Consider the following 15,576-nt stretch of genomic DNA (forward strand, 5'->3'; position numbering starts at 1 on the left):
ACGCAGAGGAACGATAAACACGTTATGACCTGGCTGAAGCGCATCCTCACCTGGACGATCAAACTGCTCGGCGCCCTGACGGCAGCCGCGCTGACCATCGTCATCGTGGCGGTTCTGGTCGCCGGTTTCTCGCGCTCCGGCAGCAGTTTTCTGTTCGCAAGGATCGCTGAACTCGCGTCCACCGAGAATACACAGATCGAGGTCACGGGTGCGTCGCCACTATTCAGCAACCCTCTCACGATCGAGCAGGTAACTCTGGCCGACAGCCGGGGCACCTATGCGACGATCGGTGGGCTCTCGCTCGACTGGACGCCATCCGACCTGTTCCGCAAGCGGTTTTCCGCCGAGCTGATTTCTGCTGCAAACGTCGACGTGACACGCGCGCCGGAGCCGGCGGCGGAGGAACAACCCGCCAGCGACGAGCCGTTCCAGCTTCCCATCGACATCGACGTCAGGAAGGTGGACCTGCCGTCGGTTCAGCTTGGTGCCGCGCTGGCTAAGCGCGATCTGTCACTGAGCGCGCAAGGTGCGGTTCAGATTGACGGCGACACCATAGCCAGCCGCCTCACTGCGACCCGGCGCGATGATCCCGGCAACAGTGTTGTCGCAGCCCTGCTTTACGCGCCCAATGAAAACCAGCTGCGCATCCGCCTCGATTACCAGGAGCCTGCGGCCGGGCTGCTGGGTCAGGTGCTGCAATTGCCGGGGGAACCGCCACTCGCCATCAACATCGACGGCGCCGGCCCTCTCAACGACTGGGCGGGCAAGATCACGGCGGAACTGTCCGGCGAACAGACCGTGTCGGTCGACGCCAGGCACCAACTGGCCGAGGACGGCACGCGGACGATCAGCGCCAGGGGTGGTGGCAACTTCGCCAGCCTAATGCCGCCGGAACTGCGCGCCATCTTCGCCGGTCAGACGGCCATCGACGCCGATATCGCTTTCGGCACCAATGGCACGGTGACGGTGAACACCGGGACGCTCACAACAGATTCGGCAATCGTCATAGGTGCCGGGCGCTATGATCCAGACGGCAACAACGACCTGAGACTGGAAGCCCACGCCACCGGCGAGCCGGTATTGCTGACCGCCCCGGCCCGTGACATTCCGGGGGAAATGCGGCTGCGCAAAGCCACTGTCAGCCTGCGCGGTCCGGCAGATGTTGCAGCGCTCTCCGCAGACCTCGATCTGGCGAGCCTCACACTTCCGCAGGGCAGCATTTCGGATGTGAACCTGAAGGCGACCAGCAATGCCTTCGACCTCGCGGCACGCCAGGGTCCAATACTTGTTGACCTGACTGTCCAGTCGGCAGACGTCAGCGATCCCCGGATCAAACCCTATGTGCGTGCACCTCTTCGCGTGACGGCGCCATTGACGATCGCGGCCGATACAATCTCGATCGAAAAAATGGCGTTCGACAGCGACGGGCTGGACGGCACGGTCAGCGGCCTCTACAGCCTGGAAAACCAGGGTTTCTCCGGAGAGATGCAACTGACAGCGGAGCCGGGCCTTATGCCCCCCGCAATCGCGTCCAAGCTCAATCGCCCCGTAACTTTCTCGACACGTCTGGACTATGCAGCCCCGCAGGCGGTCAGCCTGCGAAACATCGACCTGCAGACCAATCTCGGCCAGGTGCAGGGCAGCCTCTCGCTTGACCCTCAGGGTGCACTGGCAACCGATCTGACAGGGCAGCTGAACGATCTCGGCAGCTTCGTCGACCGCATCCAGGGTGCCGCGAGCTTCGATCTCTCCGCTTCCGGCCCGCTCGACGCTATCGAGGCGACCGTCAATCTGGCGGTCGAGCAGGGCATCGCAGCCGGCTACAAGGTCTCCGGCCTCACGCTGACGGCACAAGGCCTGGCAAGCCCCACGGCACCGCAAGGCGACATCAGCATCAGCGGCCAGATCGACGGGAAACCTGTGCAGGCGACCGGCAAGGTTGTCAGCGCGGAGGGCTTGACGCAGGTTGAGGGACTGGCGCTGGAAATCGGCCCGAACACGGCGAAGGGAACCCTGTCACTGGGTGCCGATTTCAAGCCGAGCGGCGAGATCGACTTCGATTTTCCCGACATCAGCCTTCTTGCGGCGCTGGCCGGGCAGAACGTCGGAGGTGATTTGAAGGGGAACGTCGCCCTTGCATCGAATGCCGGCAAAACCTCGGCCGTGATCAAGGCGAGCGGAGCCAAGATCACCCGCGAGGGTGTCCTGATTGATCGCCCTGCCATCAACCTCAATGCAACGGACATCGCAGCCCTTGCCGTAGAAGGCAAGGTGACGGCGGATGCGGTAACCGCCGGGGCGAACCGGATAGAAGGGATCGATCTGAAGATCGATCGGGCAGAAGACACCACGCAATTCAACCTTTCGGCCCAATATGACAAGGCCCCGGTGAACCTGCGTGGCAATCTCTCTCAGACACCCAACGGCATGGCCGTCGTGCTGGACGCGCTGCAGGCAGCGCCGCGCGGCATAGCCCTGTCTCTGAGCAAGCCGACGACGATCCGCATTGACAACGGCACCGTCACGCTCCCGCCCACCACCATCGCGGCCGGATCGGGTCGGGTGACGGTCTCGGGCGATATCGGCGAACGCTTGAACCTGCAGGCCGACATTGCGGGCCTTCCAGCTTCGCTCGCCAATGCCTTTGCACCTCAGATCACCCCGGAAGGGTCGATTTCCGGCCGCGTCGACATCAGCGGCACGACGGCGGCCCCAGTTGTCGACTACCGCCTCGACTGGCAGGGGGCCACCATTGCCCAGAGCCGGGCGGCGGGCCTCGCGCCACTCAGCCTCACCGCCAACGGACGTTTCGAAAATCAGCGCCTGACACTCGATAGCCGGGTCAATGGCGCCGGCATCGGACTGGGCGGCACCGGTACCGTCTCGCTGACCAACGGTGTCGGCCTTGAGCTGCGCATTGAAGGCGACGTACCCCTGAATGCCATCAATGACCGGCTGGCCGCGCAAGGGCTCGTGGCGAACGGGACTGCGCGAGTCAACCTCACGGTCGGCGGAAGTTCAGCGGAACCCAGCATCACCGGAACGATCGTCACGAGCGGCGCCCGTGTCGTCGATGTGCGCCGGAACCTTGCGGTGGAGCAGATCGCAACCACCATCAACCTCACGGGCAGCCGCGCCGAAATCGGCAGCCTGACGGGCAATTTCGCGACAGGCGGCCGCGTCACCGCGAGCGGTTCGATCGACATCCGTTCGGCGGGCCTTCCCGCAGACCTTGCCATCAATCTCGACAAGGCGGTCTATGTCGACGGCAACACCGTGACCAGCACGGCCGATGCGAGGCTGACCCTCAAGGGTCCGCTGCTGGCCGGACCGACGCTGGCAGGCACGGTCAACCTCTCGCGCACCTCCATCACACTGTCGGAAAGCAAACCTGCGAGCCTTCGGGAACTGGACATCCAGCACCGCAATGCTCCAGCCGACGTTCTGCGTCAGCAGAGTGAACAAGATCCCGCCGAAGGCAGGCAGTCGAGCTCTCCGATCGTGCTCGACCTGACGATCGCGTCGCCGACACAGACCTTTGTGCGAGGGCGCGGCATCGATGCGGAACTGGGCGGCACGATCAAGCTGACCGGCACAGCCGCTGCCCCCAGCGTCTCCGGCGCCTTTGAACTGCGCCGTGGCCGCATGCAGATCCTGACCAAGCGTCTGACGATCACCCAGGCGACCATCACCTTCGGGGGCGATCTCGTGCCGTTGATCGACCTTGAGGCGACGACCACTTCGGGCGGTGCGACCATCACGATCAAGCTGACGGGGCTGGCCAGCAATCCGTCCGTCACCTTCGGCTCGTCACCCGCCCTGCCCCAGGACGAAATCCTGGCGCAACTGATCTTCGGTCAGTCGATGGCCCGGCTTTCGCCGCTGCAGATCGCCCAGCTGGCCGATGCGGCGGCCCAGCTGGCCGGTGGACGAGGCACCTCGCTCTTCCAGTCGCTGCGCACCTCGCTCGGCATCGACGACCTCGACGTTTCCACCGACGAAACGGGCCAGACCAGCATCAGCGCAGGCAAATACCTCAACGACCGCACCTATCTCGAGCTGCGGCAAAGCGGCAATGGCGGCGCGAAGGCCGTCATCAATCTCGACATCGGTCGGGGCGTGAAGCTGAAGGGGGAGGCCGGCGGCGAAGGCGCCGGCGGTGGTATCTTCTACGAGAAGGAATACTGAGCATTTCCGGCGAAAACGGTCTCGCCTTCCATGCTCTGTCTCTTTGTCTTTACGCAATTGCGGACGCAAAACCGCTTCGCACCTTTGCTGGACATGCTCTCTGCGGAGTTCAGCCGACCTTGCTCGTCTTCAGAAGGATGCTGGATTCCGTCAGGTTGATGCCCTCGATCAGGCGGATGCGACGCAGCGTCTCGTCAAAACCGGCGAGGTCGCGCTCTTCCAGCTCGGCGATGAAGTCCCAGCGACCATTGGTGCTGTGCAGGCTCTTGACCTGCGGCAGGCCGCGCAGCTGGTGGGCGACGCGATCGGCGAACTTGCCCACCACCTCGATCATCACGATGGCCCGCACACCACTCGACTGGATTTCCTGACCGGTCAGAATGGTAAAGGCCGCGATCGTGCCATTGGCCACCAGTCTGTCGATCCGCGCCGAAACCGTCGCGCGCGACGCACCGGTCATCGCTGCGAGCGAAGCGACTGGCAGCCGCGCATTCTGTCTGAGGGCGGCAAGAATATTGCGATCAAGATCATCCATTTTACAGATCGTCACATGATGGTTGCGATTTGCGCAAACTATAGCGCTTTGTGACGATGTTCCATCTTTTTGACAACAGCGGAATGCCCGATGATCGCGGCCAGTGAGAAGCGAGGACGACCATGAGCAACAAGAGCAAGACCGTCAGCCTGATCGGCATCCCCCTTGAGGAAGGTTCGGGTCGAGGCGGCTGCGCCATGGGACCGGCAGCACTCCGGATCGCCGGCATTGCACAGGCCTTGTGCGACCTCGGTTACACCGTCGAGGACCGTGGCGATCTTCGCCCCGCAGCCGCCCGGGACCTGCCGGAAATGGAACGCGCCCGCAAGCTCGACGTCGTCGGCGCCTTCACCCGCGCGATCGAAGCCGAGACCTATAAGGCGGCATCCGAAGGTTCGGTGCCGGTGCTGCTGGGTGGCGATCACAGCCTGTCCATGGGCAGTGTCTCCGGCATGGCGCGCCACGCGCAGGAACTCGACCGGCCGCTCTTCGTGCTCTGGCTCGATGCCCACTCGGATTTCAATGCGCCGGACACCTCCCCTTCGGGCAATATTCATGGCATGCCGGTCGCCTTCTTCTGCGGCAAGGCGGAATTTGCGCCGATCCTTCCCAAGGATCGTCCCTTCGTCGATCCCCGCAATGTCTATCAGGTGGGGATCCGCTCCGTCGATGAAGAGGAGCGCAGGCTGATCTCGGACAACGAGGTCAATGTCTTCGACATGCGCGCCATCGATGAGGACGGTATGGGAAGCATCATCAAGCGCATCCTTTCGGACGTTCGCGCTGCCGATGCCCTGCTGCATGTCAGCCTGGATGTCGATTTTCTCGATCCGGACGTTGCCCCCGGCGTCGGCACGACCGTGCCGGGCGGTGCGACATTCCGGGAAGCGCATCTGATCATGGAACTGCTGCATGACAGCGGCCTGGTTTCGTCACTCGATCTGGTTGAATTGAACCCCTTTCTTGACGACCGTGGACGCAGCGCGCGTGTCATGGTGGATCTGGCCGCGAGCCTTTTCGGCAAACGCATCCTGGATCGCCCGACAAGAGCTGCCTGAAAGGCACCCGGCGTGCCGCCTTTCATGGTGAGCCGGCAGTTTAGAATTACGCAACGTTCTTCGCGTATTGTCTGTCCAAAGCATGTTCACGGCGCCTCCCAGGCATCGCGACGCGCGGACGGATGGCGAGTGCCAGACACACGAGATGTCATGACACGTGTCACAGTACAGGAAGGTTGGAAAGTTCACATGGCCACTATCAGTTCCACCAGCTTCGGCGGCGAAACACTCGAGATCATTGCTTTCCGGCTTCATGATCAGGAATTCTGCGTCAAGACCACGACCATCCGCGAAATCCGCGGCTGGGCGCCCTCGACCCCGATCCCGCACGCCCCGGCCGACGTCATCGGTGTCATGAACCTGCGCGGCTCGGTCATTCCGATCATCGACCTCGCCTACAAGCTCGGCATGAAGAGCACGGTTGCCAACGAACGCTCGGCGATCGTCGTTGCCGAAGTGCACAACATGGTCATCGGCATGCTTGTCGACCGCGTCTCGGACATCCTCACCATTCCGTCGAGCCAGGTCCAGCCGGTTCCGGAAGTCTCGGCCTCCTTCGACAAGACCTTCTCAGAAGGCATCATCGCCAACGAGAACGGCATGATCTGCTTCCTGAACCTCGCCAAGATGTTCAAGGGCAGCGACCTGGAAGACCTGGCCGCCTGATCGGCCGAACCACTCCATTTCAAAGGCAGCGTCACCGGCGCTGCCTTTTTGCGTTCTGGGCCTGATCACCTCCAGTGCGTGTTGATCTCGTCAGGCACTTGTCCTACCAACCGGCAAACACACCGGAGGCCTCATCCATGCAGTTCGTATTGATCCATACCGGCGGAACCATCGGCATGGCGGAGACGCCGGCAGGCCTTGCTCCCGAGCAGGGACTGGTCGAGACGGCACTGGAAGCGGCACTTGGTCCGGATACGACGCTGGTGAGCCATGTCTTCGACCCGCTGCTCGACAGCGCCGATGTTGGACCCGGCCATTGGAACGAGATGCTGGATGTGATCCGCAGCCATCCCGGCGCCTCTGTCATCGTCACCCACGGGACGGATACCATGGCTTTCACCGGCGCGGCGCTCGCGCAGGCGTTGGCAGGCGAGGAACGCCGCGTCATTCTCTGCGGCTCCATGCATCCGCTCGGGACCGGTGGAGATGCCGAAGAAAACCTGTCGCTGGCGGTCGAGGCGGCAACCCGCACCGAATCGGGCGTGTTTCTCGCCTTTGCCGGTAAGCTGCTTGAAGCCGGCGGCCTGGTCAAACATCATAGCCACGAAGTCGACGCGTTCCGCGCGCAACAGCAATCAAGTCCGTCAGCGCCGCTGCACCGGCGATTTGCCGAACGCAGGTTGGCAATCCTGACGCTCTCCCCCGGCATGCCCTCAGCGATGATCGAAGCATCGCTTTCGCAGCTGGACGGAGCCGTGTTGCGGGTCTTTGGGTCCGGCACGGCCATGGCCGATCCCTCGCTGTTGAAGGTTCTGGCCGATGCGGTCAGGGCTGGAAAGCGGCTGCGCGCCGTCAGCCAGTGCGAAGCCGGCGGCCTGGCGCCCGGTGCTTATGCCGCCGGCGCCGGATTGTGGAGCACGGGCATAGAAAACGGTGGCGCGCAAACGCCGGAAGCCGCCCTCATTCATCTCTGGCTGAACTGAGCAGCCCCCGGAAACGGCAAGAGGCGGCCCGCATCCGGACCGCCTCTTCTTTCGGATTGGTAGCTGAAACTCAGCCGAAGATCGACAGGCTGTTGCGCAGCGTGATCCAGACGCCCCACAGAAGCGGCAGGCCCACAACCGCCCAGGCAATCGCAGCCTTGGCGTCGAGGCCACCCCTGCCGATCCCGAAGGAACCGGACGGCCCGGCATTGGCAGCTGCCGTCTTCGCCTGCAGAGCAGCCACTTCGGCATCCGACATGAACCATTTGTCCGACAATGGCTTCACGAAGGCATTGGCAATCAGGCCGACCGCCAGCATGCCGGCTAGGATATACATGGTGCCGGTATAGAGTTCAGGTCCGGGGGCGACCCCTGCCGAGATCTGTGCTTCGCGGATATAGTTGACCACAACGGGGCCGACGATGCCGGCTGTCGCCCAGGCCGTGAGCAGGCGGCCGTGGATCGCACCGACGAACTGCGTCCCGAAGATATCGGCAAGATAGGCCGGGATCGTCGCAAAGCCGCCGCCATACATCGACAGGATGATGCCGAAGGCAAGCACGAACATCGCCTTGGAGCCGAGGCCGGCCAGAGTGGGTGCCGCAGCATAGAGAATGATGCCGAGGATGAAGAAGCAGAAATAGGTGTTCTTCCGCCCGATCTTGTCGGACATCGACGCCCAGAAGAAGCGGCCTCCGATGTTGAACAGCGACAGGAGGCCGGTGAAGCCGGCCGCGATGGCCGCAATCTGCGCCTTCTGGGCGGTGTCGAGCTGCGAGAAGGTCAGATCCGGCAGGCCGATCAGCGAACCGGCGAAGATTTCCTGCAGCATCGGCGAGGCAACGCCGATGACGCCGATACCGGCGGAAACGTTCAGGCAAAGGACCGCCCAGATCAGCCAGAACTGCGGCGTCTTGTGGGCATCGCGCAGATGCACATGGCGGGTGGTGATCATCGTGCTTTTCGACACCGGCGCTGTCCAGCCTTCGGGGCGCCAGCCGGCAGGCGGGATCCGATAACCGAAAGCACCACCCATCATGAAGACAAAATAGATGAGGGCCATGACCACGAAGGTCTGCCAGACACCGACTGACGTGTCGGTCTTGAACAGCGTCATGAGCATATTGGCGAGTGGGGCGCCAATCATGGCACCGCCGCCGAAGCCCATGATCGCCATTCCGGTTGCCATGCCGCGCCGATCCGGGAACCATTTGATCAGGGTGGACACCGGGGAAATGTAGCCAAGGCCGAGGCCTATGCCACCGATGACGCCGGCACCGACCCACATCAGCCACAGCTGGTGGGTCATGACGCCAACCGCCGCGATCAATATGCCACCACACCAGCAGCAGGCCGATACGAAGGCCGCCTTGCGAGGGCCGACCCGCTCGAGCCAGCCGCCCCAGATCGCGGCCGAGCAGCCGAGAAAGACGAAGAAGAGTGTGTAGATCCAGCCGAGATCCGCGACCCGCCAGTTGCAGGCGGTGGTGAACAAGGCGCTCAACAACGTCAATTCCGAGCAGCTGGGATCGGGGTTGGAATCGCCTTGCTCAGCGGCAGCCAGAAGACGCTGAAACCATAGGCCATGCCGATGCACAGATGGATGGCAAGGGCCGCCGGCGGAACCAGCCAGCGATTGAAACCCGGTTTTGCAATGATTCGTTCTTTGTCCAGAATGCCGACATCTCTTACGCTGTCAGCGCTAACACCAGAAACAGCCATTTAGTACTCCTCCTCCTCAAAAAGCCTATTTGGACCTCCCCCAAGCCCCAAAACCTGTAAAACTTATGCCGTTGTCTCCGGAATGCTGGGTTCCGACAGCGATTCTCCGGCTGCCACACCTTTGCCTCCCGGCGCGCCGGTGGCGGCATCTGCCCCGACGCCGACGGCACCGGAATCTGCCGACCCAGGGCGTTTGATTTCTTTGGAGGCCGCGATCACCAGCGGCAGGAAGCCCGCATCCGGCATGTCGAGCAGTTCGAAGAAGCGGCGGCGCATGCGCACCTCCCAGAACTTGTTGATATGGGTCGCCACCCCCTCAATGCGCACATCTTCGGGCTGCGACAGGAAGAAGGTCGCGATCTGGTTTGCCATGCGGACAAGCTTTTCATCGGTATGACTGTGCGACATGGCGTTCGGCTCCTTCGATCAGGCGATCGGCGCGGGTAAAGACTTCAAACTCGTCGCCCCTGGCGATCCCGATCAATGTCAGGCCCGCCTGTTCGGCGGTGCGGATGGCGAGGGCGGTGGGGACGGAGATGGCGGCCAGAACGGGTGAGCCGAGAATGGCGGCCTTCTGCACTATTTCGACCGAGAGGCGGCTGGTGACGACCACGACGCCAGTGGATGGCGTCCAGCCGCCGCGAAGCACGGCGCCGACCAGTTTGTCGAGCGCATTGTGCCGGCCGACATCCTCGCGCAGGGCGACGAGACCCTGGCCGGGGATGTAGAAGCCGGCCCCATGCACGGCGCGCGTTTCGCGATTGAGAACCTGCTGGTTCCCGAGCAGGCCCATCGCCTCGACGATCTCGCCACTTCCAATACAAAAACCATGGTCAGCGATGGCAGGCACAGGCCGCGTCGCCTGCTCGATCGACTCGATGCCGCAAAGCCCGCAGCCAACAGGCCCCGCCATGCGCCGTCGCCGCGAGGTCAGTGCCTCGGCCGTCTGGTCCTCCAGCGTGATCTGCAGGTCGATGCCGGTATCGGCTTCGATGGGCTCGATCGAGATGACCTGGTCTGCCCTGTTGATGATGCCCTCGGCGAGCGAAAAGCCAAGGGCGAAATCCTCGAGATTGTCTGGGGTCGCCATCATCACGGCATGGGTCGATCCGCCATAGGAGAAGGCGACAGGCACCTCTTCCGGAACCATCCGGCTGCCCGTACGTGGCTCACCTCCACGCACCTGAAGGCTCGCGAATGGGCGGGACGAGGGCATCATGTCGAAGCCCTTCGACCGAAAGATGCCGTGAGCATCCCCGTCATTCCGCCGCTTCCAGCTTGCCGACGATGCGCCGCGACTGGCGCGAAAGCTCCTCATAGCCTTCCTGCCATTCAGTCGGGCCGTTCGACGGCGACACCTGCACGGCGGTCACCTTGTATTCCGGGCAATTGGTCGCCCAGTCGGAGAAGTCGGTGGTGATGACATTGGCCTGCGTGTTCGGATGGTGGAAGGTCGTATAGACCACGCCCGGGGCCACGCGATCAGTGATCAGCGCACGCAGCGTCGTATCACCCGCACGACTGGCAAGCTTGATCCAGTCCCCGTCCTTCACGCCACGTTGTTCGGCATCATGCGGATGGATCTCGAGCAGATCCTCCTCATGCCAGACGACATTCTCTGTGCGCCGTGTCTGCGCCCCGACATTGTACTGGGAGAGAATGCGGCCGGTGGTGAGCAGCAGCGGGAAGCGCGGACCAGTGCGTTCGTCGGTCGCGACATATTCGGTTCGGATGAACTTGCCCTTGCCACGCACGAAGCCGTCGACATGCATGATCGGCGACCCCACAGGGAATTTCTCGTTGCAGGGCCACTGCACGGAACCCATCTTTTCCAGATAGTCGTAGGAGACGCCGGCGAAGCTCGGCGTCGTTGCCGCGATCTCGTCCATGATCTCGGATGGATGGCTATAGTTCCAGGCAAGGCCCATGGCCTGGGCGAGCTTCTGGGTCACTTCCCAGTCCGCATAGCCGTTCTTCGGGCTCATCACCTTGCGCACGCGGTTGATGCGGCGCTCGGCATTGGTGAAGGTGCCATCCTTTTCGAGGAAGGTCGAGCCTGGCAGGAAGACATGCGCGTAGTTCGCCGTCTCGTTGAGGAAGAGGTCGTGCACGACCACGCATTCCATCGCAGCGAGTCCTGCCGAGACATGTTTCGTGTCGGGGTCGGACTGCAGGATGTCCTCGCCCTGGATATAGATACCCCTGAACGAACCATCGACAGCGGCATCCAGCATGTTGGGAATGCGCAGACCCGGCTCGTTGCTGAGCTCGACACCCCAGAGCTTTTCGAAGGTCTCGCGGGTGGCGTCGTCGGACACGTGGCGATAGCCGGGCAGCTCATGCGGGAAGGAGCCCATGTCGCAGGAGCCCTGGACATTGTTCTGCCCACGCAGCGGGTTCACGCCGACGCCGGGCCGGCCGATATTGCCGGTGACCATGGCGAGATTGGCGATCGCCATGACGGTGGTCGAGCCCTGGCTGTGTTCGGTGACGCCGAGGCCGTAATAGATCGCGCCATTGCCGCCGGTGGCGAACAGGCGCGCGGCCCCACGAAGCTCGGCTGCCGGTACGCCAGTGAACTTTTCCGTTTCCTCCGGCGAATGTTCGGGCTCGGCGACGAAGGCGGCCCAGTCTTCGAACTCCGACCAGTCGCAGCGCTCGCGAATGAAAGCCTCGGCAAACAGGCCTTCGGTGACGATGACGTGGGCGAGCGCGGTCAGCACGGCGACATTGGTGCCGGGCTTCAGCGGCAGGTGATAGGCCGCCTCCACATGGGGCGTCTTGACGAGATCGATGCGGCGGGGATCGATGACGATCAGCTTGGCGCCTTGGCGCAGCCGCTTCTTCAGACGCGAACCGAAGACCGGATGGCCATCGGTCGGGTTGGCGCCGATGACCAGGACGACGTCGGAATGCTCGACAGAATCGAAGTTCTGCGTGCCGGCGGACGTGCCGAAGGCCTGGCCGAGACCATAGCCGGTCGGCGAGTGACAGACGCGGGCGCAGGTATCGACATTGTTGTTGCCGAAGCCGGCGCGGATCAGCTTCTGGACGAGATAGGTCTCTTCATTGGTGCAACGCGACGAGGTGATCCCGCCGATCGCTTCGCGGCCATACTGGTACTGGATGCGCTTGAACTCGGAGGCGACATGGGCATAGGCCTCTTCCCAGGTCACTTCGCGCCAGGGATCGGTGATCTTCTCGCGGATCATCGGGTTGAGGATGCGGTCCTTGTGGCTGGCGTAGCCATAGGCGAAGCGGCCCTTGACGCAGGAATGGCCGCGATTGGCCTGACCATCCTTCCACGGCACCATGCGCACCAGTTCTTCACCGCGCATCTCGGCCTTGAAGGAACAGCCGACGCCGCAATAGGCGCAGGTCGTGACGGCCGAATGCTCCGGCTGGCCGATGGCAATAACGGACTTCTCCGTCAGTGTCGCCGTCGGGCAGGCCTGGACGCAGGCGCCGCAGGAGACGCATTCCGACGCGAGGAAGGCTTCGTGCGCGCCCGGCGACACGCGGCTGTCGAAGCCACGGCCTTCGATGGTCAGCGCAAACGTACCCTGCACTTCTTCGCAGGCCCGCACGCAGCGCGAACAGACGATGCATTTGGAGGGGTCATAGGTGAAGTACGGATTGCTCTCGTCCTTCGGCATCCACTGGGCATTGATCCCACCCTCGGTGGAGCGTGCCTTCACGTGGTTCTCGCCCTCGTAGCCGTAGCGCACGTCGCGCAACCCGACAGCACCGGCCATGTCCTGCAGCTCGCAGTCGCCATTGGCAGCACAGGTCAGACAGTCGAGCGGATGGTCGGAGATATAGAGCTCCATCACGCCCTTGCGGATCGCCTTCAGCCGCTCCGTCTGGGTGTGGACAACGATGCCCGGTGCGACCGGCGTGGTGCAGGAGGCAGGCGTGCCGTTGCGGCCCTCCACCTCGATCAGACAGAGACGACAGGAACCGAAGGCATCCACCATGTCGGTGGCGCAGAGTTTTGGCACCTGAATGCCGGCCTCCATTGAGGCGCGCATGATCGAGGTGCCCTCAGGCACCGAGATTTCGCGGCCGTCGATGGTAAGCGTCACCATGTTTTCGGAACGCGAGGCCGGTGTGCCGTAGTCGATTTCAGGAACGAGGGGCATGGAGGGCCTCCTGTTTGAACGATGAATTCGTAAGTGAGGCTGTCTGCCCCTCATCCCCCTGCCGGGACCTTCTCCCCGCAAGCGGGGAGAAGGGGAGCGCCGCGACGTCGCAGCGTCCGGCAACGACAGAGATACCCGAGCGGGCGGCGGCGGCAATCGCGTCCCCTCTCCCCGCCTGCGGGGAGAGGGTTAGGGTGAGGGGCTTGTGCGCGACCTGTATTGTCATTCCGCGGCCTCCCGAACCGGCACCGGCGCAAAATCCTCCGGAAAATGTGTCATGGCACTCATGACCGGATAGGGCGTGAAACCACCGAGCGCACAAAGCGAACCGAACTTCATGGTGTTGCAGAGATCCTCCAGCAGCACCTTGTTCTTCTCCGGCTCGATACCACGCGCGATCTTGTCGACGGTCTCGACGCCACGGGTCGAGCCGATGCGGCAGGGCGTGCACTTGCCGCAGCTTTCGACCGCGCAGAACTCCATGGCGAAACGTGCCTGCTGCAGCATGTCGACGCTGTCGTCGAAGACCACGATGCCGGCATGGCCGATCAGGCCACCGGCGGCGGTAAACGCCTCATAGTCGAAGATCGTGTCGAACAGCGAAGGCGGGAAATAGGCGCCGAGCGGACCGCCGACCTGCACCGCCTTGACCGGACGACCCGAAATCGTTCCGCCGCCGATCTCGTTGATCAGCTGGCCGAGCGGCAGACCGAAGGCGGTCTCGTAGAGGCCGCCATGCTTGAGATTGCCGGCAAGCTGGATCGGGATCGTGCCATGCGACCGACCGACGCCGAAATCGCGGTAGAACGCAGCACCTCGATCCATGATGACAGGGATCGAGGCAAGCGACATGACGTTGTTGACGACCGTCGGTTTACCGAACAGGCCCTGGAGCGCCGGAAGCGGCGGCTTGGCGCGCACGATCCCGCGCTTGCCTTCCAGGCTGTTCAGCAGCGAGGTCTCCTCGCCGCAGACATAGGCCCCGGCGCCCATGCGCACTTCCATGTCGAAGGCGTAAGCCGAGCCCATGACCGAGGCACCGAGAATACCCTCGCGCCGCGCGATTTGGATCGCCTCTTCCATCATGGCAATCGCATGCGGATATTCGGAGCGGGTGTAGACATAGCCCTTGGTGGCACCAACAGCGATGCCGGCAATCGCCATGCCTTCGATCAGCACGAAGGGATCCCCCTCCATGATCATCCGGTCGGCAAAAGTGCCGCTATCGCCCTCATCGGCATTACAGACGATGTATTTCTGATCGGCCTTCGCGTCCGCGACCGTCTTCCACTTGATGCCCGTCGGGAAGCCCGCACCACCACGACCGCGCAAGCCACTGTCGGTGACCTGTTTGACGATGTCGGCCGGTGCCATGGCGATGGCGTTCGCAAGACCCTTCAAGCCTTGATAGTGACGGTAGTCATCGAGCGACAACGGATCGGTCACCCCGCAGCGGGCAAAGGTCAGCCGTGTCTGACCTTTGAGGAACGGGATCTCCTTGGTGAGCCCGTGGCCGAGCGGATGATCGCCGCCATCAAGGAAGCCGGCATCGAAGAGCGACGGCACGTCGGAAGCCTTGACCGGACCATAGGCCACACGGCCGTGATCGGTGCGGACTTCGACCAGCACTTCCAGCCACAGCATGCCGCGCGAACCGTTGCGAACGATGGTGACATGCTGGCCGCGCGCCTTGGCTTCGCGTGCGATGGCAGCCGCCACCTTGTCGGCGCCAACGGCCAAGGCTGCCGCATCGCGGGGAACGAAGACGGTGACGCTCATGTGCGCACCTCCGCCAGAATGTCGCTAAGACAGTGCTCGTCGAGACGGGCATGCAGCTCGCCGTCCAGCATGGCGGCCGGCGCCTGGGCGCAGAGGCCGAGACAGAAGACCGGTTCGAGGGTGACGGCACCGTCAGGGGTCGTCTCGTGCCAGTCGATGCCGAGCTTGGCCTTGATCTTGTCGGCAAGAGACTCGCAGCCCATCGACTGGCAAGCCTCGGCGCGACAGAGCTTCAGCACATGCCGCCCGGCCGGATCGGCGCGGAAATCGTGATAGAAGGTGATGACGCCATGGACCTCGGCGCGCGAAAGGTTGAGCGCGTTCGCAATGACCTGCTTGGCGGCTTCAGGCACGAAGCCGAACTCTTGCTGCACACGATGCAGGATCGGCAGCATCGGACCTTCCAGATGCCGCAACTCGGCGACGATTGCCGCAATGCGGGCGGACTGGTCGTCCGCGGCCACACGAATGTTCATGTCTGTCCTCCTCACCCGCCAGAGCTC

10 protein-coding genes and 1 pseudogene are annotated in these 15,576 nt (G+C 63.1%); 4 read left to right on the plus strand and 7 right to left on the minus strand.

Annotated features, from left to right (window positions below):
- Positions 1-24 precede the first annotated feature (24 nt).
- Complete coding sequence (locus tag DMY87_RS09815; protein ID WP_110791134.1) at positions 25-4,188, plus strand: translocation/assembly module TamB domain-containing protein; 4,164 nt, start codon at positions 25-27, stop codon at positions 4,186-4,188.
- 109 nt (positions 4,189-4,297) lie between these two features.
- On the opposite strand, the gene DMY87_RS09820 is transcribed toward DMY87_RS09815, so the two are convergent.
- Positions 4,298-4,723, minus strand: a complete 426-nt coding sequence (locus DMY87_RS09820; protein ID WP_110791135.1) for an Lrp/AsnC family transcriptional regulator — start codon at positions 4,721-4,723, stop codon at positions 4,298-4,300.
- Positions 4,724-4,845: 122 nt separating this feature from the next.
- On the opposite strand from DMY87_RS09820, the gene rocF reads away from it, so the two are divergent.
- The 3 genes from rocF to DMY87_RS09835 all read left to right on the plus strand — a co-directional run bounded on the left by rocF (position 4,846) and on the right by DMY87_RS09835 (position 7,430).
- Positions 4,846-5,781, plus strand: a complete 936-nt coding sequence (rocF, locus tag DMY87_RS09825; protein ID WP_110791136.1) for an arginase — start codon at positions 4,846-4,848, stop codon at positions 5,779-5,781.
- A gap of 189 nt (positions 5,782-5,970) precedes the next feature.
- Positions 5,971-6,447 (plus strand): chemotaxis protein CheW, encoded by a 477-nt coding sequence (locus DMY87_RS09830; RefSeq protein WP_062282390.1) that lies wholly within the window; start codon positions 5,971-5,973, stop codon positions 6,445-6,447.
- A gap of 137 nt (positions 6,448-6,584) precedes the next feature.
- On the plus strand, positions 6,585-7,430 hold the full coding sequence (locus DMY87_RS09835) for an asparaginase (protein WP_110791137.1): 846 nt from the start codon (positions 6,585-6,587) through the stop codon (positions 7,428-7,430).
- 70 nt (positions 7,431-7,500) lie between these two features.
- Here the strand turns inward: DMY87_RS09835 and DMY87_RS09840 are convergent.
- The 6 genes and pseudogenes from DMY87_RS09840 to DMY87_RS09870 form a co-directional block, all read right to left on the minus strand.
- Positions 7,501-9,152, minus strand: a pseudogene (locus DMY87_RS09840) (OFA family MFS transporter).
- Positions 9,153-9,215: 63 nt separating this feature from the next.
- Positions 9,216-9,560, minus strand: a complete 345-nt coding sequence (locus DMY87_RS09845) for a formate dehydrogenase subunit delta (RefSeq protein ID WP_110791138.1) — start codon at positions 9,558-9,560, stop codon at positions 9,216-9,218.
- Positions 9,538-10,371, minus strand: coding sequence for a formate dehydrogenase accessory sulfurtransferase FdhD (fdhD, locus tag DMY87_RS09850; RefSeq protein WP_110791444.1), 834 nt, complete (start codon positions 10,369-10,371; stop codon positions 9,538-9,540). The genes DMY87_RS09845 and fdhD overlap by 23 nt, the downstream gene beginning before the upstream one ends.
- A gap of 40 nt (positions 10,372-10,411) precedes the next feature.
- Complete coding sequence (gene fdhF / locus DMY87_RS09855) at positions 10,412-13,294, minus strand: formate dehydrogenase subunit alpha (RefSeq protein WP_110791139.1); 2,883 nt, start codon at positions 13,292-13,294, stop codon at positions 10,412-10,414.
- A 222-nt stretch (positions 13,295-13,516) separates the two neighbouring features.
- The gene (locus DMY87_RS09865; protein WP_110791141.1) at positions 13,517-15,073 is read right to left on the minus strand and encodes a formate dehydrogenase beta subunit; all 1,557 of its coding nucleotides are present in this window, start codon (positions 15,071-15,073) and stop codon (positions 13,517-13,519) included.
- The gene (locus DMY87_RS09870; protein ID WP_110791142.1) at positions 15,070-15,549 is read right to left on the minus strand and encodes a formate dehydrogenase subunit gamma; all 480 of its coding nucleotides are present in this window, start codon (positions 15,547-15,549) and stop codon (positions 15,070-15,072) included. The genes DMY87_RS09865 and DMY87_RS09870 overlap by 4 nt, the downstream gene beginning before the upstream one ends.
- Between the last annotated feature and the right edge of the window lie 27 nt (positions 15,550-15,576).

The organism is Peteryoungia wuzhouensis (genome assembly GCF_003205195.1).
GTDB classification, from domain to species: Bacteria; Pseudomonadota; Alphaproteobacteria; order Rhizobiales; family Rhizobiaceae; genus Allorhizobium; species Allorhizobium wuzhouense.

Excerpts from the sequence above, each read along its gene's own strand:
- DMY87_RS09815 (WP_110791134.1), top strand. The coding sequence starts at position 25 with ATGACCTGGCTGAAGCGCATCCTCACCTGGACGATCAAACTGCTCGGC.
- DMY87_RS09820 (WP_110791135.1), bottom strand. The coding sequence starts at position 4,723 with ATGGATGATCTTGATCGCAATATTCTTGCCGCCCTCAGACAGAATGCG.
- rocF (WP_110791136.1), top strand. The coding sequence starts at position 4,846 with ATGAGCAACAAGAGCAAGACCGTCAGCCTGATCGGCATCCCCCTTGAG.
- DMY87_RS09830 (WP_062282390.1), top strand. The coding sequence starts at position 5,971 with ATGGCCACTATCAGTTCCACCAGCTTCGGCGGCGAAACACTCGAGATC.
- DMY87_RS09835 (WP_110791137.1), top strand. The coding sequence starts at position 6,585 with ATGCAGTTCGTATTGATCCATACCGGCGGAACCATCGGCATGGCGGAG.
- DMY87_RS09845 (WP_110791138.1), bottom strand. The coding sequence starts at position 9,560 with ATGTCGCACAGTCATACCGATGAAAAGCTTGTCCGCATGGCAAACCAG.
- fdhD (WP_110791444.1), bottom strand. The coding sequence starts at position 10,371 with ATGATGCCCTCGTCCCGCCCATTCGCGAGCCTTCAGGTGCGTGGAGGT.
- fdhF (WP_110791139.1), bottom strand. The coding sequence starts at position 13,294 with ATGCCCCTCGTTCCTGAAATCGACTACGGCACACCGGCCTCGCGTTCC.
- DMY87_RS09865 (WP_110791141.1), bottom strand. The coding sequence starts at position 15,073 with ATGAGCGTCACCGTCTTCGTTCCCCGCGATGCGGCAGCCTTGGCCGTT.
- DMY87_RS09870 (WP_110791142.1), bottom strand. The coding sequence starts at position 15,549 with ATGAACATTCGTGTGGCCGCGGACGACCAGTCCGCCCGCATTGCGGCA.